Origin of the sequence: Actinomadura sp. GTD37 (genome assembly GCF_041951365.1) — a bacterium.
Classification (GTDB): Bacteria; Actinomycetota; Actinomycetes; order Streptosporangiales; family Streptosporangiaceae; genus Spirillospora.
The window spans coordinates 504,228-524,372 of sequence record NZ_JBGNUS010000003.1 but is presented as its reverse complement, the minus strand read 5'-3'; the positions used below and the strand labels follow the sequence as shown (position 1 = coordinate 524,372).

The window sequence follows — 20,145 nt, the reverse complement described above, 5'->3', positions numbered from 1 at the left end:
ACAGTCAGAACAGGAAGTAGCGCTGGGCCATGGGCAGTTCGTCGCGGTACTCCGGCGAGACGGCGTCGTCGCCGACCTCCACCCCGACGTCCCCGGTGCGGTCGTCCTGCTCGCTGCTTCCGCCGCTGCCCTCGATGACGACGGTGAAGCTGCTGGAGTCGACCTCGATGCGGGGAGTGGCGTCGTTCTCGCGCATGTCGGCCTTGGACAGCCCGCGCGTGCTGGTGATCGTCTCGAACGCCTTGCGGAGCCCGGGGACGTCGCCGCCGAACTGTCCGGTGACGAAGTTGACCGAGTTCCCGCCCGGGGCGTGCCCCAGCGCGCCGAACATGCGGCGGGGCAGGACCGGCTGCGGGGTGGGGATGGAGGCGTTGGCGTCGCCGACCTGCGCGTAGGCGATCTGCCCGCCCTTGATCACCAGGTGCGGCTTGACGCCGAAGAACGCCGGCTCCCACAGGACCAGGTCCGCGAGCTTGTGCCGCTCCACCGAGCCGACCTTGTGGGCGACGCCCTGGGCGATGGCCGGGTTGATGGTGTACTTGGCCACGTACCTGCGGGCCCGCAGGTTGTCGGCGGTCCCGTCGCCGTCCAGGGGGCCGCGCTGGAGCTTCATCACGTGCGCGGTCTGCCAGGTCCGCGAGATCATCTCGCCGATGCGTCCCATGGCCTGGGCGTCCGACGACATGATCGAGATGGCGCCCATGTCGTGCAGGACGTCCTCGGCCGCCATCGTGGACGGCCGGATGCGCGAGTCCGCGAAGGCCAGGTCCTCCTTCACCTTCGGGTTGAGGTGGTGGCAGACCATCACCATGTCGATGTGCTCGGTGACGGTGTTGACCGTCAGCGGGCGGGTCGGGTTGGTGGACGCCGGCAGCACCCTCGGCCAGGACGCCATCTCGATCATGTCGGGGGCGTGGCCGCCGCCCGCCCCCTCCACGTGGAAGGCGTGGATGCAGCGGTCGCCGATGGCCTCCTTCGTGCTCTCCAGGAAGCCGGCCTCGTTGAGGGTGTCGGCGTGGATCGCCAGCTGCGCCCCCGACTCCTCGCACACCTCCAGGCAGGCGTCGATGACGGCGGGGGTGGCGCCCCAGTCCTCGTGGACCTTGAAGCCCATGACGCCCGCGCGGAGCTGGTCGCGCATCGAGTCGTGCGACATCGTCGCGCCCTGCCCGAGCAGCCCGATGTTGACCGCGGAGCCGTCCAGCGCCTCCAGCAGCGAGGCGATGTGCCACGCGCCCGACGTGACGGTGGTGGCCTTGCTGCCCTCCGCCGGTCCGGTGCCGCCGCCGATGAGCGTCGTGACGCCCGAGGCGAGCGCCTCGTCGATCTGCTCGGGGCAGATGAAGTGGACGTGCGTGTCCACCCCTCCCGCGGTGAGGATCTTGCCGTTGCCGGAGATGATCTCGGTCTCCGGGCCGATCACGATGTCGGTCGCGACGGGGTGATCGTCGTGCCGCCGGTTCATGGTCTCCGGGTTGTACGCCTTGCCGAGGGCCTCGACGCGGCCGTCCCGGATCGCGACGTCGGCCTTGACGACGCCCCAGTGGTCCAGGACCACCACCCCGGTGATCACGGTGTCCGGGGCGCCGTCCGCGCGCCGCACGCGGGATTGGCCCATCGACTCGCGGATCACCTTGCCGCCGCCGAAGACGACCTCGTCCCCGCTGTGCCCCGGGCCTCCGGACCAGTCCTCGGTGATCTCGATCCACAGTCCGGTGTCGGCGAGCCGGATCCGGTCGCCCGCGGTCGGCCCGTACAGGTCGGCGTACTCGGCGCGGTCCAGTCTCGGACGGCACACCTCCGGCTCAGTCATCCAGCGCACCCCCGACCAGCCCGCGCAGCCCCATGACGATCCGGTCCCCCCGCAGGGGCACGAGGTCCACCTCGACCCGGCAGGCCGTCTCGAAGCGGCGCGACTTGCCGGCCGGGATGTTCAGGCGCTTGCCGTACGCGCAGCCGGGATCGGGCTCCGCGTCCGCCGCGACCGGCACCGGCCGGATCTCCAGCGCGGGATTGACCTCGTAGAAGTGGTAGTGGGACCCGACCTGGACGGCCCGGTCCCCGGTGTTGCGCACCTCGACCCGCGTCACCGGAAGCCCTTCGTTGACCTCCACCGGCTCGGCCGTGCCGGGATGCTCCACCTTCCCGGGCCCGGCGACGTCGGCCCTGGCGGGAATGGGATCGGTGATGGTCACCAGCTTGGTGCCGTCCGGGAACGTCGCCTCCACCTGGATCATCTCGATCATCTCGGGCACGCCCTCCATCACCTCCCGGCGCGTGAGGACGCCGCGCCCCGAGGACATCAGTTCGCGCACGGTCCGGCCGTCCCTGGCCCCTTCGAGCACGTGCGCGGTCAGCAGCGCGACCACCTCGGGGTAGTTCAGCCGGAGCCCCCGGCCGCGGCGCTTGGCGGCCACGTCGGCGGCCACATGGATCATCAGGCGTTCCTGCTCATGAGGGGTCAGATGCACGTCTTTCTCCCCGGACTCGATATCGTGCCTTATCGCAGTCAGATGTTCACTCATGGTGACGACGGGCGGGAAGCCGTCACCCGGCCACTCTCGGATCACTGTTCCGGGACGCAACACTGGCCCCCGCCTCGGACAGGGGCTGCGGGTCAGGGGGTTCGAGCGAAGCGGTCACGCACGGTCGTCGTCCAAGTCGGGCAGCGCCTCGGCGAGTTGCTGGCGAGAGGTGATGGCGAGCTTGGTGAACACCTTGCTCAGGTGGTACTCGATGGTGCGGGAGCTGAGGAAGAGCCGGGCGCCGATCTCCGGGTTCGACAGGCCCTTCCGGGCCAGGCGGGCGATCTGCCCCTCCTGAGGAGTGAGGCCGCCGCCGGGCGTGCCGGCGGTGCGCTTGCGGACGGACTCGCCGGTGGCCAGGAGTTCGCGTTGGGCCCGGTCGGCGAAAGCCTCGGCGCCGAACCCCTGGAACATCTCGTAGGCGGTGCGCAGGTGCTCGCGCGCATCGAGGCGACGGTTCTCGCGACGCAGCCACTCGCCGTACACCAGATGGGTGCGGGCGAGGTACACGGCGACCCGGCCGTGCTGAAGGCGCTCGATGGCCTCGCGGTACAGCAGGTCGGCGTCCCGGCCCCCGGAGAGCAGCGCCTTCGACCGGGCGAGCACGCCGAGGGCCCAGTCGGTGCCGCCGGCGGTGGCGCGTTCCTCCAGCCGCCGCAGCGCGTCCGCGGCCGCTTCCGGGGCGTCGCCGTAGACGGCCGCCTCGACCAGCTCGAAGAGGACGAACCCGGTGAGCCCCAGGTCGTCGTGCTCGCACGCCCGTTCCGCGTGGGTCAGGGCGTCCTGGTACCGGCCGGAGGCGTTGTACACCAACGCGCTCCCGAGGTGGCACCCTGCGATCGCTCGCCCCTCGCCCCAGGTGCTCACCCATTCGGCCACGGCGTCGAGCTGCGCCGCCGCCTCAGCCCCTCCGCGCCAAGCCCGCAGCAGGTTGAGGGCGAAGCCGAAGTAGGCGTGGCCGGTCAGCTTCAAGATCGCATTGGACTCCTCGACCAGCGTGGCCGCCGCGTCGAACTGGCCGGCGTACAGGTGGACGACGGCGCGGTAGGTGAGCGCCTGGGGAAGGAAGTTGAGCGCGCCGATCTCGCGGGCCGCCCAGACCGCGCACTCGGCCAGCTCGTGCAGGGCCTGGTCGTCCCACATGTCCGCGGCGATCATGTAGGCCGGCCCCAGCCAGCGCATGATGTCGTCCGGATCGCGCCGGGCCTCCTGCCGGAACGTCCGCAGGACGCGCTTCAACCGCGGCGCCGACTCGGCGAAGCCGTCGGCCAACCGTGCCACCAGCCCGTCGAGGAGCGCGTCGGCCGGCCGTTCCGGCGATGGTCCCGCGGGGGCGGTGCGGGCGGCCTCGGCCACTGATCGGACGAGGCCGGGCCGGCCCAGCCTGCCGGCGAAGACGGCCGATCCGATGGCGTCGATGTAGGCTTCGCGCGCCTGGCCGGCGTCGACGCGGGCCAGCCGACCGGCCGCCTCCAGCAGCGGTTGCAGTGCTTCGCCGCCGCGCTTGCGCGCGAGGACGATCTGGGCCCGCAGCCAGGCCGCCCGCCCGCTCTGGAGTTCGGTCAGCGGGCCCCGCTCCGCGGAGACGAGCAGGTCCAGCGCCATGTCCGGGGCGCCGGCGTCGAAGGCGGCCTGAGCCGCGGCGAGCGCTCTGGCCCCGCGTCCGGCCGGATCGGGCGTCAGCTCGGTCGCGCGCCGCAGGAACGCCGCCGCCGCCGCGATGCCGCCGCGCACCTGGGCCCGGTCGGCCAGCCGCTCCAGCTCGCCGGCCACGGACTCGTCGGGCTCCACCGCCGCGTGCGCGCGGTGCCAGGCCCGGCGTTCGGGGTCGGACGCGGGATCGGTCGCCTCGGCCAGCGCGCCGTGCGCCGCCCGCCGCTCCGCCGACGACGCGGCCGAGTACACCGCCGACCGCACCAGCGGATGCCGGAACCGCAGCCACGTCCCGATCTCCAGCAGCCCCTCGGCCTCCGCGGGCTCCGCCGCGGAGTCGGGAACCCCGAGCTGCCCGGCCGCGCGCCGGATCAGCACCGGGTCGCCGGTCGGCTCGACCGCCGCGACCAGCATGAGCGACCGGGTCTCGGCCGGCAGCGCCGCCAGCCGCCGGCGGAAGCCCTCCTCGACCCGCGCCGGAACCCCCTGGGCCTCCACCAGCCCGAACCCGCCGGCCAGCTGCGCGGGGCTCAGCCCGCGCGGCAGTTCCAGCAGGGCGAGAGGGTTCCCGTTGGTCTCGGCGAGGATCCGGTCCCTGATCCGTTCGTCCAGCGGGAAGCGGACCACCGAGCGCAGCAGCGCCTGCGCGTCCTGCTTGGCCAGGCCGCGCACCTCCAGATCCACCAGCCCGCGGAACTGGCTGCCCGGCTCGCGCGCCGCGAAGATCAGCCCCACCGGCTCGGCCAGCAGCCGCCGCGCGACGAACGCCAGCACCTGGGCCGACGACTGGTCCAGCCACTGCGCGTCATCGACCACGCACAGCAGGGCGCGTTCCTCCGCCGCCTCCGCCAGCAGGGTCAGCACCGCCAACCCGATCATGAACCGGTCGGGCGCGTCCCCCTTGCGCAGCCCGAACGCGACCGCGAGCGCGTCGCGCTGCGGGCCGGGCAGCTTCTCGATCCGGTCCAGCAGCGGCGCGAGCAGGAGATGCAGGCCGGCGAACGCCAGCTCCATCTCCGACTCCACCCCCACGGTGCGGACCACCCGCATGTCGGCGGCCCGTCCCACCGTGTGCCGCAGCAGGGCCGACTTGCCCACGCCCGCCTCGCCGCGCAGCACCAGGGCCCGCCCGCGTCCGGAGCGCACATCCCCCAGCAGGGCGTCCAGCTCAGCGCGCTCCCGATGCCGATTCAGCAGCGGCGTGCGCCCAGGTAGCGTCCCCATGCCCCTCTACGCTCCCGTTCAGCGCCGATCCATCGGCGCGGCCAAGTCAGCGGCCATCGGGCGCTTCGTCGGGAGCCACTACCCGCTGACCTCGATCGAGACACGCCCGATGGTGCCCTAACTGTATCGATATGGGTATTCGCCGTCCCTGCGCGGCCCGGCCATGCGCAGACCGCCCGGCGGCAAGGACCGCCTGCTCGAAGCCGCGGCACGGGCGGGGGCGTCCGACCCGAACGCTATGGTGCGTTTTCATGAACACACTCAACGCCGGCCCCGCCGAGAAGATCCAGGCGTGAGCCGCTACCGGGGGCCCGCCACCCTGATCACCAGCGATGGAGCCGAGGTCGAGGTCTACGTCGATCTGCGGGCCAAGCAGCGGGAGTGGTCCGGGACCGCGACCATCGGCGACTTCGACTCCGGCGAGCCCCACGACCTGACGCTGAGACTTCCGGACGGCCGCGAGGCACAGGTCACGCTCGGCGGTTCGGCGATCTGGTCGGACGTCATCTCGCTGGTCGGAAGTGGCCCGCCGCCCTTCGGCTGAGCGGGCCGTCCTGCGGACGCTCGTTCGCGCACGCGGCCTCCAACCGGGTGGCGGCGGTGGCGAGGGGGATCGCCTCCTGTTCGATCCGGCGGAACGGGGTGGGGCCCGCGGTCGCGATCGTGTCGTAGGCGGTGGCCTCGGCTTCGGTGAGGTGCGGCAGGGTCAGCCGGGACGGCTTGATGGGGCGGCCGGCCTTGTCGTGGTTCACCCCGCGCTCGGCGTAGTGGTGCAGGTCGGTGGCGTCCATCAGGATCGAGGCGACCGTTCTCGGTGCCGCGCCGTCCGGTGCGGGCTCGGCCAGAGCGGCGCGGAAGCGGTCGAGGATCGCGTATCCGTCCGCGTCGATGTCACCCCAGTAGACGACGTGGTCCGCTGCACGGATCCAGGGCACGTTCGCTAGCAGGGCAGCGGCCGCGTAGCCGCCGCCCTCGACCACGATCGTGTCCCGCACCGGCGGGAACCAGAGCCGGGAGTCGCGGTTCTCTACGACGAGGACGATCCGCGCCCGGTAGGCGACGTCGTGCGTGTCCCCCGTGGTCCAGGCGTCATGTCGGCGACGGCCCGACGCGACGTGACCAGGGTCGACATAGGTCAGGTGCAGCACGGCCGGCCGGGAACGGACCTCGTCCCGGACGTCGCGTCCGGCGACGTCGCGCAGCAACGCGCCATGGGTGTCGAGCCACTTGGTGTGCATACCGGGGACCGGGAGCTGGCGTGCGGTCCACGCGCCCGCGTCCGGGTTCCTGCTCAACCAGGTCACCGCATTGAGCAGCACCTCGGTGTCATCGGCTCCGAGCTGGTAGGCGGCCCGGACGGTGGCCGGGGTGAGGACGGCGCCTGCGGACCGCAGCGACGACACGAGCGCGCGGGCGCGGCCGGCGTCCACGGGCGGCGGCCCGGTTCCGGAGACCAGGGCGACGGCGGCGTCCAGTCCCGCGACGAGCGTGGCGGGGTACTCGTCCGTCACGCCTTGGACGGGCAGCGGCTTGCGGACGACCAGCACGCCCGCGGGCGACCGGTCGGCGAACTCACGCCAGCGCATGCGCCACTCGTGCCAGGCCGGGTACCCGATCCGCGCCACCGCGCTCCCGCTCGACACACCGGGGCGAAGCGGGACGGAGAACGTGACCGGCTCCCCCACGCCGAGGTCGGCGCACACGGCCGCCGCCCACTTCTGGTGGACCTTGCGGCGGAGCGACTCGACCGCGTCCGCCGGGGTGACCAGCCGGGGCGTCATGCGTCGGGAACCGCCACGATGGGTTTCGCCCATGACCGCCCCTCGCTGTTCTTAAGGGTCAGGTATTCGGCGTCCACGTGGGGTTCGATCGCGCTGTGCTTGTCGTTGGGGGCGCTGATGACGAGCTGGAAGCCCAGCCCGCGCCACGCGCCGATGGCCCGCCCGGTGAAGTGCGCGTCCGCCTTGATCAGCGCCTCGTCGAGGAAGACGGGAGCGTAGCGCGGCCGTTCGGCGCCCGCGTCGCCCAGTTGGTAGCGCAGCGCGGCGCCGACGATGAACGCGACCAGCTCCTGGGACTCGCCGCCCGACTTCTCCCCGATGTGGTCGTAGACGGCGACGTGCCCGCCGGCGAGGTCGCACTTCTCCGCGCTGATCCGGACGTGGTTGCGCACGTCGACCAGGTCGGCGAAATCGGGCGCGGTGCGGCGGATGCGGTCGATCACCTTGGCCATCCGGTGGTAGGCCCGGCCCCGTTCGTCGTCCGTGGCCGCCTTGTCGATGAGGGTGCGCACGTCCCGCAGTTCCTTGCGGAACCGGGCGCGGACCGCGGAGTGGCTCTCCTGCGGGTCGATGCGCAGCCGGTGGCCGTCGTCGGCGAACGGCAGTTCGGCGAGGATCCGGTTGACCGGGTCGATGCGGTCGCGGATCTCCCGGACGGCGGCGGCGAGCTCGCTGTCCAGGCTGGTGAGGTCGTTGCCGGACAGTTTGAGCAGGCTGTCGCGCCACTCGCGCTCCAGTTCGTGCAGGCCGCTGGTCTCCAGGTCGGTGAGCAGGCGGTCGAAGTCGCGGTAGGACGCGTCCGGGTCGGTGCCGAGGTTCGGGTTCGGCCAGCGTTCGACGAACGTCGAGAACGCGTCCTGCAGCGCCTTGCGCGACCGGCCGATCTCCTCCTCCGCCGACCTCCGGTCGTCGCGCATCCGCTCGACGCCGCGCCGGTGCGCGGCGTCGAACTCCTTCAGCGCCGCCGCGGGGTCGGCGCCGTCCGGGGCGGCGTCGAACAGCCCCGCGAGGTACTCCCGGTGCTCCCCGCTCACCTCGGCGCCGGTCGCCGCGGCGGTGTCGAGCGCCCGCTGCGCGCCGTCCACCTCCTCGACGGTCGATTCCCAGGACGCGTCGAGCCGCTCCACCTCTTTCTTCTGCCCGCCGATGCGCTCGGTCAGCCCGGTGACCCGTTCCTTGAGCTCCTCCGCCTCCCGCTGCAACCGGTCGATCTCCGGGTTGCCCGCGCGGACCTCGGCGATGACCCGCTCCCAGCGGTCCCGTTCGGCGGCGACCGACTCGACGTCCACCTCGTCCCAGGACAGTTCGGTCACCGCCTGGTAGGCGGTGCGTCTCTCCTCGAACGAGTTGAGGGCCCGCTCCGCGTCCTTCGCCCGCGCGACGGCGTCGTCGCGGCGTTCCCGGGCGTGCCCGATCCGGGTGTCGAGGTCGGCGAGGAGCCTGATGTTGCTGAATCCCAGCAGGTTGGCCCGGCCGTGCCCGCCGTGCGCGCCCCGGCCGCGCTGCGACGTCTGGCCGGTGATCGTGAGCGCCTTGGAGTGCTGCATCAGCAGCTTGGGCGACTCGACGCAGACGAAGTCGAACCTGCCCGCGAGCTCGCTCTTGAGCCAGGCGGTGAACGGCGACGGCCGGTAGTCGAGCCGGCCGGGGAGCGTCTTGTCGCTCAGCCCGACCTCGTCGCGCATGCCGGTGCGGACGCCTTCGAACTGGATGCGCCGGGCGACGGGCACCGCGTTGATCGCCTCGCGGAACGCGTTCAGCCGGCCGATGTCGATCAGCATCCGGGTGGCGAAGCCGCCGAGCGCCAGGTTGAACGCCTCCCGCCACGGTTCGAACTCCGTGCGCACCTCGATCAGCTCCCCGACGAACGGCAGGTCGTCGGGGGTGAGCCCGGCGGCGTCGGCCAGCAGGTCGCGGGCGGCGTGCAGATCGGTGGGGATGTTCCCGCGGCGGGCCTTGACCGCGCCGTGCTCGGCGAGCAGCCCGGCCAGATCGCGTTCGGCGTCCCTGCTCTCCGACGTCGCCTCGGCGAACTCGTTCTGCGCGGTCTTCCTGGCGTCGGAGTCGGCCAGCGCCCGGTGCGCCGTCTCGACCAGCGCCGCGAAGTCCTCGCCCGTCGACACGGTGGCGCCGACGGCGCCGAGGACGCGGTCCAGCCGCGTGCGCGCGCGTTCGACGTCGGCCAGCCGCTGCTCCACTCCGCGGATCTCCCGCTGCGCGGTGTCCAGCCGGTCGCCGCCGAAGGCGCGCAGGGTGTCGAGCACCGCCTCCCGCTGGGACTCCGCCGCCTTGATCAGCACGGCCGTCTCGCGCACCTCCTGCTCGGCCCGGCGGCGCCGTGCGGTCAGGTCCTGCTCGGCCGCGCGCAGCAGGCCGAGCCGGTGCTCGTGCCGCCACAGCGCCGCGGGGGACGCCGCGTCGGTGAACGACCCGACGTCGTCGATCACCCGCGACCGCGTCACCGCGCGGTCGATCGCGGCCCGGTGGTCGCGGATCGGGGTCAGCGCCCGCACCTGCCGGCGGGCGGTGATCATCCGGTCCCGGGTGCCGGACAGCTCGTCGAACTGCTGCACCACCTCGTCCGCCGTGGCCAGCGTGGCCGGCTCCTCCAGGACCATCGTCTTGTACAGCGCGTCGACGGTGGTGATCTGCTGGCCGGCCTGGATCCTGCCGAGCAGCCCGACCGCCTTGTGGCCGTCCCCGGCGGCGCCGATGCCCAGCGCGGTGTGCAGCCGGGCGGTGAAGTCGCGGTCGGTGCCGAAGCAGGTCAGGCCCGTCGCGGCGACCGCCTCGCGGGCGAACCTGCTGCCCGCGGGGCCGTCCAGTTCGCGCAGGTCGTAGGCGTCGTCCCGGGTGGCGCGGACCACGACGACATCGTCGAGGGTGCGCGCGGACGACGGCACGTACCAGGCCCGGAGCGCGGTGAACACCGCGCCGCTCTGATCGGCCCACGCCATCGCGATCGCCGACCAGGTGTCGCGGCCGTCCCCGCGCAGCACCCGCGACCTCGTCTCACCGTCCGTCCGCGACTCGTCGAGCTTCCCGCGCGCGTAGGACAGGATGTTGCGCTGGTCCTTGCCCCGGGGCCGGCCGACCACCCCGCCGTTGGACGCCCCGTTGAACGGCGTGGTGTGCGGCATCAGCAGCGCGATGTAGGAGTCCATCAGCGTCGACTTGCCCGACCCGGAACCGCCGCTGAACAGCGTCGCGCCGGGGGCGAACCGGACGCGGTGGTACCCGTCGTAGCCGCCCCAGTTGACCAGCTGCAGGTCCCTCGCGACCCACTGCTGCCCTCGCGACGCCGCCGGGATCAGCCCGAACAGCGTGTCGATCATGCTCATCGCGCGGCCTCGTTCTGCTCCCGCAGCCACTGGCTCAGCTCGGTGAGCTTCTCGGTGCTCAGCACGACCTCGACCAGCGGCGTGATGCGGTACCGGCCCGCGGACTCCTCCGTGAGCAGGCCCTCGGTGACCAGCCGCTGCACCGCGTTGCGGATCTCGCGCTGGCCGCGGGCCAGGTTGTGGTCGTCCGGGTCGAAGTAGGTCAGCACGGTCTGCTCCAGCTCTTCGATGTCGACCCGCGCGGACGTCTCGCCGGTGCCGCGCTCCCGTTGGAAGACGGTCCGCAGATGGACCAGCACCAGGGTCTCGGCCCGGTTGTAGGGGTCGTCCTTCAGCAGGATCGGGACGTCCAGCTCCGCCGAGCGCACCTGCTGCTTGTAGGCGATGCCCCGGTCGTGGTCGACCACGAGCCGGACGAACAGGTCGTGCAGCCGCGACTCGACGATCTGCTGGTTCTCCAGCAGCGTGCGCCACTGCGCCGGGCTCTTGTCGGCCAGCAGGAACCTGCGTTGCAGCAGCCGGACCAGCACCCGCCGCACGTCCACGTCCAGCGTGCCCGCGTCGCCGGCGAACAGCTCGGCCGGGTCGTCCTCCATCGGGACCGGCTCGATGAAGCCCGCCGCCGCGCCGGTCGACGAGTCGTCCGCGCCGTCCGGTTCACTCATCGTCGTTTCCCGGTCCCTCGTTTGCGGCGCGGGCCGTCGCGGTCGCCGTCGCCGGGGTCGCCGTGGACGGGGTCGGGGCCGGGGGCGCGGCCAGCACGCCGCCGAACGCGAGGCGTCGCCGAGTCCGGTCCGGCCGGACCGCGTCGACCACCACGACCTCCGCCGTGTCGGTCATTCCGAAGTCGTGCGCGATCTCCAGCAGGCCGAGCAGATCCACCGGCCGCCGGAGCCGCTCGGCCGCCGCGCGGAACGCGGCCGCGACGTCGACGCCGTCCGCGTCCCCCGCGAACGCCGCCAGATGCGCGCGCAGTTCGGCGTACTGGGGACCGCCCCACGCCCGGGTGTCCGCGGACGGCATGTCGTCCTCCTCGTCCCATTCCCGCAGCGGCGTGGGCGGCTGGGGCGGCCGCAGGTCGCTCATGGTCTGCCGCAGCTGCGCGACGTCCGCGACCGGCAGGCGGCGCAGCGGGGCGACGGCCGTGCCGCGGCGCGACCCGGGCACCCAGGTGTGGAATCCGGACATGACGTCCCGCAGCAGATCGTCCACCTGGCGGTCGCGCATCGGGTCATGGTTGCGCACCTGGGTGGTGATGACGTGCGACGCCTGCCGCTGCGCGGCCAGCACCTCCTTGACGCCCTGCTCGATCCGGCGGGCGACCTCGGCGAGCTCCCGCCGCTGCGGCTCCGGCATCAGTGCGGTGAACCCGTGCCGCAGCACGGCGCGCAGCAGGTTCCACAGGTCGTCGATCTGCGCCGGGTCGCCGATCAGGCGCAGCGCCCCGGCGAACGCGCGGCCCTCCGGCGTCGCGTCCATGATCTGCCGGCCGCGCTCCAGGTACTCGCGCAGCACCTCCCCGGTCGGCCGCACGTCCTGCCGCAGGTCGGCGACGACGTCCCGCTGCATGGCCTTGATCGACTCGGCGACGCGGGCGAAGTCGGCGGGCAGCTCCCGCGCCAGGTGCAGCACGTTCTCGGCCGCCTCCAGCAGCTGGTCGTCGTCGGCGGTCTCGACCGCGCCGCCCCGTTCGAGCCGGTCGAGTTCCCGCCTGCGCTGGTCGATCTCCGTCTGGAGGCGCGCCATCCGGGACATCACGTCCGGGTCCGCGTCCTGCGCGAGCCGCTCGACCGCCTCCAGCAGCGTCCGGACCCGCGACTCCGACACCCTGGTCCGCGCCCCGCCGACCCGTCCGGCCACTTCGAGCGCGCCGACGCCGTGCGCGGACAGCCGGTACACCTCGACGTCGTCGGAGACCTGCCGCACCAGCCAGCCCGCGTGCACCCACTGCCTGCACAGGTCACGGGCGTTCCCGGCGGGCAGGGGCTGGCCGTCCTCGTCCCCGTAGCCCGCGGCCCGCAACTGGTCGAGGGCGTCGGCGATCTCCGCGTGGGCGTCCGCCACCGCCACCGTCGGCCGCTCCGGCGTGAACATCACCGCCAGCACCGTCACCACGAACGGCGCGTAGGTCCGGTGGAGCAGATCGAGCATCGGGTTCTGGAACGCCCGGAGCGCACCCTGATATGCGCCTTCCACACCTCGTGTACCCATCGCCGACAAGAGTACGACCTGTGGCTCGGCGCCATGCGGCCTCCGGGAGGATGGGAGGGACAGGACTGCGCGGTCGGAGGGGCGGACGTGATGGACGAGTTCGATGTCGTGGTGCTCGGTGCGGGGCCGGCCGGGGAGAACCTGGCGGAGCGGGCGCACGCCGGCGGGCTCAGCGTGGCCGTCGTGGAGAGCGAGCTGGTCGGCGGCGAATGCTCGTACTGGGCGTGCATGCCCAGCAAGGCGCTGCTGCGCCCGGCCGCCGCGCTCGCGGACGCGCGGCGCCTGCCCGGCGCCCGCGAGGCGGCCGGCGGGCGGCTGGACGCGGCGGCGGTCCTCGCCCGCCGGGACGAGTTCACCTCGCACTGGAAGGACGACGGCCAGGTCGACTGGCTGAACGCGGCGGGGCTCGTCCTGGTGCGCGGCCACGGGCGGCTGGACGGCGTCAGGCGCGTCGCGGTGCGGACCCCGGACGGCGGACGGCGGGTGCTGACCGCCCGGCACGCCGTGGCGGTGTGCACCGGCACCCGCGCGGCGCTGCCCGAGGTGCCGGGGCTGGCCGGGGCCCGCCCCTGGACCAGCCGGGAGGCGACGGCGTCGGCGCAGGTGCCGCCGCGTCTCGCCGTCGTCGGCGGCGGCGTGGTGGCGTGCGAGATGGCCACGGCCTGGCGGGCGCTCGGCAGCGAGGTGGTGCAGCTGGTGCGCGGATCGCGCCTGCTCCCGCGCATGGAGCCGTTCGCGGGAGAGTCGGTGGCCGAGGGGCTGCGCGCGGCCGGGGTCGACCTGCGGTTCGGCTCGTCCGTCACCGGTGTCCGCCGCGACGGACCGGTGACGCTCACCTTGGACGGCGGCGGAACGGTGACCGCCGACGAGGTCCTGTACGCCACCGGACGGACGCCCGCCACGACCGACCTCGGCCTGGAGACGGTCGGGCTGGCCGCGGGCCGTCCGATCGAGACCGACTCCACCGGGCTGGCGACCGGGGTGCCCGGCGAGTGGCTCTACGCGGCCGGGGACGTCAACGGACGCGCGCTGCTGACCCACCAGGGCAAGTACCAGGCACGGATCTTCGGCGCGGTGATCGCGGACCGCGCCGCCGGACGGCCGCTCGACACCGCCGACTGGGGACGCAGCGTGGCGACCGCGGACGAACGGGCCGTGCCGCAGGTCGTCTTCACCGACCCCGAGGCGGCGGCCGTCGGCCTCACCCTGGAGCAGGCGACCGAGCGGGGGCACCGGGTCCGGGCGGTCGACTACGACCTGGGCAGAGTGGCCGGAGCCGCCTTGTACGCCGACGGCTACCAGGGCCGCGCCCGCGCGGTCGTCGACCTGGACCGCGAGACGCTCCTCGGCGTCACCTTCGTCGGGGCGGGCGTGGCCGAGCTGCTCCACTCGGCCACGATCGCGGTCGCCGCCGAGGTCCCCCTCTCCCGCCTGTGGCACGCCGTCCCCGCCTACCCCACCATCAGCGAGGTCTGGCTCCGCCTCCTGGAGACCTACCGCGGATGACGTCCGGGACCGTCCCGGTCGCGCGCCGCCTCAGCGGACGGAGGTGCGTGCGACGTAGACGGTGTTGGCCGAGACGCCCCCCTGGATCGGGTTGGGGAACTCCACGACGTGCGTCGCCACCTCGGCGAAGGTCTCGCCGAGAACAGCGGTGAAGGCGTCGTCGGGCGCCTCGTTCGACCAGAGCGCGAAGACCCCGCCCAGGTGGATCCGCGCGGCCAGCCGGCGCAGCGGCTCGGGCCGGTAGAAGGACGCGTGCCCGGGGTCGAGGACGTGGCTGGGCGAATGGTCGATGTCGAGGAGGACCGCGTGGAACCGGCGGCCCGGCGTCTCCGGGTCGAGACCGTCCGGCGACGAGGCCGAGGCGAAGAAGTCGCCGTGCACCAGCCGGCACCGGTCGTCGGTCGTCAGCCGCTCGCCCAGCGGCACCAGGTGCGCCCGGTGCCATTCGATGACCTCGCCGAGCGTCTCCACCACGACGAGCGAACGGACCCGGGGGTCGTCCAGGGCGGCGTGCGCGGTGTAGCCGAGCCCGAGCCCTCCGACGGCGACGTCCAGTGCGTCCCCCTGCGCCGCGGCCAGGCCGAGCCGGGTGAGTTCGGTCTCGCCCGCGGTCCACAGGCTCGACATCAGGAAGTCGTCGTCGAGTTTGATCTCGTAGACCTGGATGCCGAGGGCGGGGTCGCGGCGCCGTCTCAGGCTGAGAACGCCTATGGGCGTCGAACGCCAGTCAAGCTCTTCGAACAATGCGCCCATGGGGTTCAGTTCCTCGCGATCCGGCGGGTCGTGGACGGCCGGTGGCCTTCGTCACCGCCTGGATTCATCGCGTCCATCCGGAGTGCGGACCACGCGGACTAGGCCGGTCAGCCCCGGCGCTCGGAGATATCCTCCCGCAGGGGAAGGGTAGCGTCTCCACCGGGCGCCTGACCGTTCACCGCGCCACGGCCCGACCGCTCGGACGCCTCCCCCGGAGTTCTCACCGGCATCGACGCCGGCCTCCGACCTTCCCTCCAGGGCCTCGCCGTGGACGCGGCCGATCCGAACAGGACGGTGCGCCCGTCGCCGCTGATCCCCAGCGCCTCGCTGCGGCCGTCGCCCTGCTCGCCCGTCGCGGAGACGGACACCCGCGTCGTCGCCCGCGTCCGCAGGTCCGTGAGGAAGACGTCGATCGTGTCGTTCGTGTCCTCGCCCGAGGCCAGGTTCGTCGCGCGCGACTCGTAGGCGACGAGCCGCCCGTCCGCGCTGATCGAGGGCCACGCGCTGTCGCCGTTGCCCGGGGCGCCCTGGGCGTCGGCGCTGACCTGCCTGGTCGTGCCGCGCCGCAGGTCCCGGCGGTACACATGGGACGTCCACTCGTCGGACGCGGCGCCGAAGGCGACGTAGCGGCCGTTCGCGCTGATCGAAGGCGCGCCGCTGCCCAGCGCGAACTGGCCGCCGGAGACGGGGACGCTCACCCGCGTGGTCGTCTTGGCCCTCCGGTCCCGGACGAACACGTCGGAGGCTTCGTTGGTGTCGTCCGGGACGACGTTCGACGCCTCCGAGGTGAACGCGACGTAGCGGCCGTCCGCGCTGACCGACGGCTCACCGCTCTGGCCCCAGAGCGGCTCACCGGCGGTGCTCAGGCTGGCCGCCTCGGTGGTTCCCGCAGCCACATCGCGCAGGAAGACGTTGAAGAAGCCGTTGTCGATCCCCGGCGCGAGGTTCACCGAGGCGGACCTGAACGCCACGTACCGGCCGTCCGCGCTCACCGATGGCGAGAAGGCCGCGGAGTTTCCCTGGTCCTCGTCGCTGTCGACGTGCAGGTTGGTGGTGACGCCGGTCCACCGGTCCTTCAGGAAGACGTCGAGCGTTCCGTTGCCGTCGCCGTCCACCAGGTTGGACGCCTCCGAGGTGAACGCGACGTAGCGGCCGTTCGCGCTGATCGAGGGTTCGTAGCTCTTCCCGTTGCCCTCCGCGCCCGCGCCGGAGACGCTGACCCTCTCGGTCTTCCGCGTCCTGCGGTCGTGCAGGAAGACGTCCGGCACGCCGTTGGTGTCGCCGGGGACGAGGTCGGTGGCCGCGGAAGTGAACACGACGTAGCGGCCATTGCCGCTCACCGCGCCGCCCCACTTGGTCCAATCGGCATTCAGCCCGCTTTCACCGTTCCCCTCGGTGCCGGTGCTGCTGACGCTTACCCGGCCGGGCGAGGCTCCGAGGTGCGCCGATGCCCCTGCCTCGGCATCGGCGGCCTGCGCCGACGCGACTTGCATCGTCATGCCTACGGCCACCATGGGCAGAATAATGCGGACGCTGAATCCACGTCGCGGCATGTATCCGTCTCCTCACAGCGGGGGGGTGAACAATGCTCTCCAACTTATTGACGCACGTGGATGCCGAATGGATTACAGCCCAGTCGAAACCGTCATTCGCCCCGGCACCCCGCCGTTGCGCCGTTGCGCCGGCTATTCGCGCGAAAGGCGTTCAGTTCGAGGGCTCGTCCTACCGGTGGCTTCTCAGGGCGGGGACGTCGCGGAGCTGGCGGCGGGACGTGATGCCGAGCTTGCGGAAGATGTTGCGGAGGTGGGCGTCGACGGTGCGGGGGCTGATGAACAGGCGTGTGGCGACCTCCTTGGAGGTGGCGCCGTCCGCGACCAGCTGGGCGATGTGGGTCTCCTGCCTGGTCAGTTCGTCGGCGGCGCCGCGGGCATGGGGGCGGACCTGCTCGCCGGTGGCGCGGAGCTCCTTCGCCGCGCGGCCGGCGAACGACTCCATGCCCATCCCGGAGAAGCGCTCGTGGGCGGCGCGCAGATGCTCGCGGGCGGCGCGGCGCCGGCCCTCGCGGCGCAGCCACTCGCCGTACAGCAGGTGCGCCCTGGCCAGGGACGGGGCGACGGCCCCGGACGCGAGGTGCTCGACGGCCGAAAGGTAGTCGTCCTCCGAGCCGGTGACGAGGGCCCGCGCGTAGGCGGCGACGCCCAGGGCCCAGGGGGTGCCGCTGCTGTGGGCGCGTTCGGTGAGGGAGGCGAGCGCCGCCTTCGCGGCGTCGTCCAGGCCGCAGCGGACCGCGGCCTCGACCAGTTCGGGCAGGGCGAACGCGGCGACCACCAGGTCGCCGTGGCGGGTCGCCTCCGCGGCGGCGGCCAGTGCCACGGGGTAGTCGGCGAGCGCGTTGCCGAGCACGGCCGTCGCCCAGTCGGCGTTGGCGATCGTCTGGCCGGTGCCGCTCTCGGCCGCCTTCGCGGTGAACGACGCGATCACCGCGCGCGCCTCGGCCGGGTGGCCGCGCAGGGCGGCGAGGTGCAGCTGGGGGTAGGCCAGCGGCGGCACGCCGACGGCGTCGGCGACCGCCTCCTCCTCGGCGATGGCGGCGGTGGCGGCGCGGAAGTCGCCGCGGTGCACCGCGTTCGCCGCCGCCATGCCGAGACCGAGGCGCTGCGCGATGAGCGAGCCCGACTCGCGCGCGGAGGCGAGCACCCAGCCGGTGATCTCGTCGTGCGCGGCGACGTCCCAGAACTCGACGGCCAGCATCCCGGCGAGCGCCGGCCGCGCGCTCCACACCGGGTGCGCGGCGAGCACCTCGCGGACGGGGCCCGCGGCGGCGCGGTGGCCCTCGGTCGTCAGCAGCACCAGGGCGTCCAGCAGGTCCGGCGGCCCCGGGACGCGCGGCGCGGTGCGCGCCGCCTCGACCACCAGGTCCATCACGCCGCTCGCCCGCCCGACGACCAGGGCCATCTCGACCGCGTCGAGGACGCAGTCGCGCGCGCGGCGCGGGTCGGACGCGGCGAGCCGCCCGGCCGCGCGGAGCATGAACGCCGGGCCGTCTCCGTCGCAGTGCCGCACGAAGGCGATCTGCCCGCGCAGCAGCTCCACGCGCGCCCTCGTGGTGTGGTCGTCGGCGACGACCCTGGTGAGCAGGTCGGACGCCGTGTCGACGGCGCCGGCGTCGAGGTGGGCCCGCGCCGCGGCGAGGGTCCGCTCGGTGCGCCGCGCGGGGTCGAGCGACAGCGCCGCGGCGCGTTCGAGGAACGCGCCGGCCGCCGCCGCGCCGCCGCGGGCCTTCGCCCGGCCGGCGGAGCGGTCCAGCTCGTCGGCGACCTCCTCGTCCGGGCCGGTGCCCGCCTGGGCGCGGTGCCAGACCCGCCGGTCGGGGTCGGCCACCGGGTCGGTGGCCGCGGCGAGCGCCCGGTGCGCGGCGTGGCGGTCCGCAGCGCGGGCCGCCTGGTAGACCGCCGAGCGGGCCAGCGGGTGGCAGAACCGCACGCGGGGGCCCAGCTCCGCCAGCCCGGACGCCTCGGCGAGCCCGCCGACCTCCGCGGCGATGCCGAACCGCCGGGCGGCGGCCCACAGGAGCGCGGGATCGCCGGTCGGGTCGGCGCTCGCCACGGTCAGCAGCAGCCGCGCCTCGGCCGGCAGGGCGGCGAGCCGGTCCTGGAAGCTGCGCTCGACGCGGCCCGGCGCCGAGGACGTGTCGGGGAGCGCGAAGCCGCCCGCGCCCGGGAGTTCCAGCAGGGCCAGCGGGTTTCCCCTGGCCTCGGCCAGCACCCGCCCGCGCACGGTCTCGTCCAGGGCGGCGCGCGTGTCGGCCAGCAGCCGGCGCGCGTCGTCGTCGGCCAGCCCCGCCACGTCGAGGGAGGGCAGCGTGTCGAGCCCGTGCCGCGCGGCCAGCACGAGCGCGATCGGCTCGGCCGCGATCCGGCGGGCGAGGAAGGCCAGCACCCGCGCGGAGGCGTCGTCGAGCCGGTGCGCGTCGTCGACGAGGCAGAGCAGGGGGCGCTCGCCCGCCGACGCGGCCAGCAGCTCCAGGGTCGCCAGGCCGACGCGGAACACCTCCGGGGTGCCGCCGGCGAGCCCGAACGCCGTGTCCAGCGCCGCGCGGTGCGGCTCCGGCAGGCCGCCGCGTCCGCCCAGCGCGGGAACGCACAGCTGGTGCAGGGCCGCGAACGGCAGCTCGGACTCGAACTCGGACCCGGACGCCTCGATGACCTGGAAGCCGTCCGCCGCGCGCCGCACCCGGTCGAGCAGGGCGCTCTTGCCGATGCCCGCCTCGCCGCGCAGGACGAGCGCCTCGCCCCTGCCCGCCCGCGCCGCCGCGAGCACCCCGTCCAGCCTGCGGATCTCGGCCGTCCTGCCGACCAGCGCCCGCGCCATCGGAACCGGTGCCTCCACGCGGCCAACGCTACGGGATCGCCTAGTCCGCCATCCCGCGATCTAGGCGACCGTCACCGACGCGAGCGGCGCCCCGCCGGTGCGAGCGTGGACGCGGTCCCGGACGAGGTCCTGACCGGCCATGACGACGAAGAGCGGGACACCTGGACCGGGTCCGCGGGAGCGGCGGGCGCCATCGCCGCCGCGCTCCTGGTCCGGCCGTCACATCGAGCAAGGGAAGAGAACCGATGATCTACCACACCGTCCGCATGACCCTCCGGCCCGGCATGCCGTCCGACAAGGTCGAGGAGGCCCTGGAGAGCCTGCGCAACCAGGGCCGGGTCATCCCCTCGGTCGTCTCGTACGTGGTCGGGCCCGACATCGGGGGCGAGTACGAGTGGGGCGCCACCTACGTCATCGAGGACCTCGACGGCTACTGGACGTACCTCAAGCACCCCGCCCACCGCCACACCGACGAGATCGGCCTCCCGCTGGTCGACAAGTTCGTCTCCTTCGACGTCACCGACGACGCGGACCCGCGGATCGCCGAGAAGATCGCCGCGCTGCACCAGCGCCGCTACCAGGAGGACCCGGACCTCGCCAAGCTCGTGTCCGACCTGAACTCCTACGCCGGCAGCAGCGCCCCCGAACCGGCGTGAGCTGACCGGCCTGGCCCACCGCCCGCCGGGGCGGCGAACCCCCTGACGACCCGGTCGCGGGCCGTCAGGGGGTTCGCACGGCCGCCTGGACGTGAACCGTTCGCGGACGCGGGTCCGTACTCCT

Annotated in this window: 13 protein-coding genes; 3 read left to right on the top strand and 10 right to left on the bottom strand. The window is 73.7% G+C overall.

Annotated features, from left to right (window positions below):
* Positions 1–4: 4 nt before the first annotated feature.
* The 3 genes from ACA511_RS20800 to ACA511_RS20790 form a co-directional block, all read right to left on the bottom strand.
* Positions 5–1,813, bottom strand: coding sequence for an urease subunit alpha (locus ACA511_RS20800; RefSeq protein WP_375026093.1), 1,809 nt, complete (start codon positions 1,811–1,813; stop codon positions 5–7).
* Positions 1,806–2,471: an urease subunit gamma gene (locus ACA511_RS20795; protein WP_375026091.1), complete on the bottom strand. Its 666-nt coding sequence runs from the start codon at positions 2,469–2,471 to the stop codon at positions 1,806–1,808. The genes ACA511_RS20800 and ACA511_RS20795 overlap by 8 nt, the downstream gene beginning before the upstream one ends.
* Positions 2,472–2,639: 168 nt before the next feature.
* The gene (locus ACA511_RS20790; RefSeq protein WP_375026090.1) at positions 2,640–5,402 is read right to left on the bottom strand and encodes an AAA family ATPase; all 2,763 of its coding nucleotides are present in this window, start codon (positions 5,400–5,402) and stop codon (positions 2,640–2,642) included.
* A 292-nt stretch (positions 5,403–5,694) separates the two neighbouring features.
* Here ACA511_RS20790 and ACA511_RS20785 point away from each other — a divergent pair, with 292 nt between their 5' ends.
* Positions 5,695–5,946, top strand: coding sequence for a DUF4873 domain-containing protein (locus tag ACA511_RS20785; RefSeq protein WP_375026089.1), 252 nt, complete (start codon positions 5,695–5,697; stop codon positions 5,944–5,946).
* Here the strand turns inward: ACA511_RS20785 and ACA511_RS20780 are convergent.
* From ACA511_RS20780 to ACA511_RS20765, 4 genes are read right to left on the bottom strand one after another with little or no spacing between them, the layout of a single operon-like run.
* Complete coding sequence (locus ACA511_RS20780; protein ID WP_375026088.1) at positions 5,906–7,183, bottom strand: Wadjet anti-phage system protein JetD domain-containing protein; 1,278 nt, start codon at positions 7,181–7,183, stop codon at positions 5,906–5,908. The two genes, ACA511_RS20785 and ACA511_RS20780, sit on opposite strands and share 41 nt — an antisense overlap.
* Positions 7,180–10,524, bottom strand: coding sequence for an ATP-binding protein (locus ACA511_RS20775; protein WP_375026087.1), 3,345 nt, complete (start codon positions 10,522–10,524; stop codon positions 7,180–7,182). The genes ACA511_RS20780 and ACA511_RS20775 overlap by 4 nt, the downstream gene beginning before the upstream one ends.
* Positions 10,521–11,189, bottom strand: a complete 669-nt coding sequence (locus tag ACA511_RS20770; protein WP_375026086.1) for a DUF4194 domain-containing protein — start codon at positions 11,187–11,189, stop codon at positions 10,521–10,523. The genes ACA511_RS20775 and ACA511_RS20770 overlap by 4 nt, the downstream gene beginning before the upstream one ends.
* A complete protein-coding gene (locus ACA511_RS20765; RefSeq protein WP_375026085.1) occupies positions 11,182–12,735 on the bottom strand; it encodes a DUF3375 domain-containing protein in 1,554 nt (517 codons plus the stop codon). Before ACA511_RS20765 ends, ACA511_RS20770 begins: the two co-directional genes overlap by 8 nt.
* 90 nt (positions 12,736–12,825) lie before the next feature.
* Between ACA511_RS20765 and ACA511_RS20760 the strand changes: the two genes are divergently transcribed.
* The gene (locus ACA511_RS20760; protein ID WP_375026084.1) at positions 12,826–14,241 is read left to right on the top strand and encodes a dihydrolipoyl dehydrogenase family protein; all 1,416 of its coding nucleotides are present in this window, start codon (positions 12,826–12,828) and stop codon (positions 14,239–14,241) included.
* A gap of 30 nt (positions 14,242–14,271) precedes the next feature.
* Here the strand turns inward: ACA511_RS20760 and ACA511_RS20755 are convergent, their stop codons facing one another.
* The 3 genes from ACA511_RS20755 to ACA511_RS20745 form a co-directional block, all read right to left on the bottom strand.
* Positions 14,272–14,994, bottom strand: coding sequence for a spermidine synthase (locus ACA511_RS20755; RefSeq protein WP_375026083.1), 723 nt, complete (start codon positions 14,992–14,994; stop codon positions 14,272–14,274).
* A gap of 107 nt (positions 14,995–15,101) precedes the next feature.
* Positions 15,102–16,334: a TolB family protein gene (locus ACA511_RS20750; protein ID WP_375026082.1), complete on the bottom strand. Its 1,233-nt coding sequence runs from the start codon at positions 16,332–16,334 to the stop codon at positions 15,102–15,104.
* Between the two features lie 382 nt (positions 16,335–16,716).
* Complete coding sequence (locus ACA511_RS20745) at positions 16,717–19,383, bottom strand: AAA family ATPase (protein ID WP_375026081.1); 2,667 nt, start codon at positions 19,381–19,383, stop codon at positions 16,717–16,719.
* 227 nt (positions 19,384–19,610) lie between these two features.
* Here ACA511_RS20745 and ACA511_RS20740 point away from each other — a divergent pair, with 227 nt between their 5' ends.
* Positions 19,611–20,021, top strand: coding sequence for a Dabb family protein (locus ACA511_RS20740; protein ID WP_375026080.1), 411 nt, complete (start codon positions 19,611–19,613; stop codon positions 20,019–20,021).
* Positions 20,022–20,145: the final 124 nt, after the last annotated feature.

Coding starts and splice junctions, on each gene's coding strand:
- ACA511_RS20800 (WP_375026093.1), bottom strand. CDS start 1,813: ATGACTGAGCCGGAGGTGTGCCGTCCGAGACTGGACCGCGCCGAGTAC.
- ACA511_RS20790 (WP_375026090.1), bottom strand. CDS start 5,402: ATGGGGACGCTACCTGGGCGCACGCCGCTGCTGAATCGGCATCGGGAG.
- ACA511_RS20780 (WP_375026088.1), bottom strand. CDS start 7,183: ATGACGCCCCGGCTGGTCACCCCGGCGGACGCGGTCGAGTCGCTCCGC.
- ACA511_RS20775 (WP_375026087.1), bottom strand. CDS start 10,524: ATGAGCATGATCGACACGCTGTTCGGGCTGATCCCGGCGGCGTCGCGA.
- ACA511_RS20770 (WP_375026086.1), bottom strand. CDS start 11,189: ATGAGTGAACCGGACGGCGCGGACGACTCGTCGACCGGCGCGGCGGCG.
- ACA511_RS20765 (WP_375026085.1), bottom strand. CDS start 12,735: ATGGGTACACGAGGTGTGGAAGGCGCATATCAGGGTGCGCTCCGGGCG.
- ACA511_RS20760 (WP_375026084.1), top strand. CDS start 12,826: ATGGACGAGTTCGATGTCGTGGTGCTCGGTGCGGGGCCGGCCGGGGAG.
- ACA511_RS20755 (WP_375026083.1), bottom strand. CDS start 14,994: ATGGGCGCATTGTTCGAAGAGCTTGACTGGCGTTCGACGCCCATAGGC.
- ACA511_RS20740 (WP_375026080.1), top strand. CDS start 19,611: ATGATCTACCACACCGTCCGCATGACCCTCCGGCCCGGCATGCCGTCC.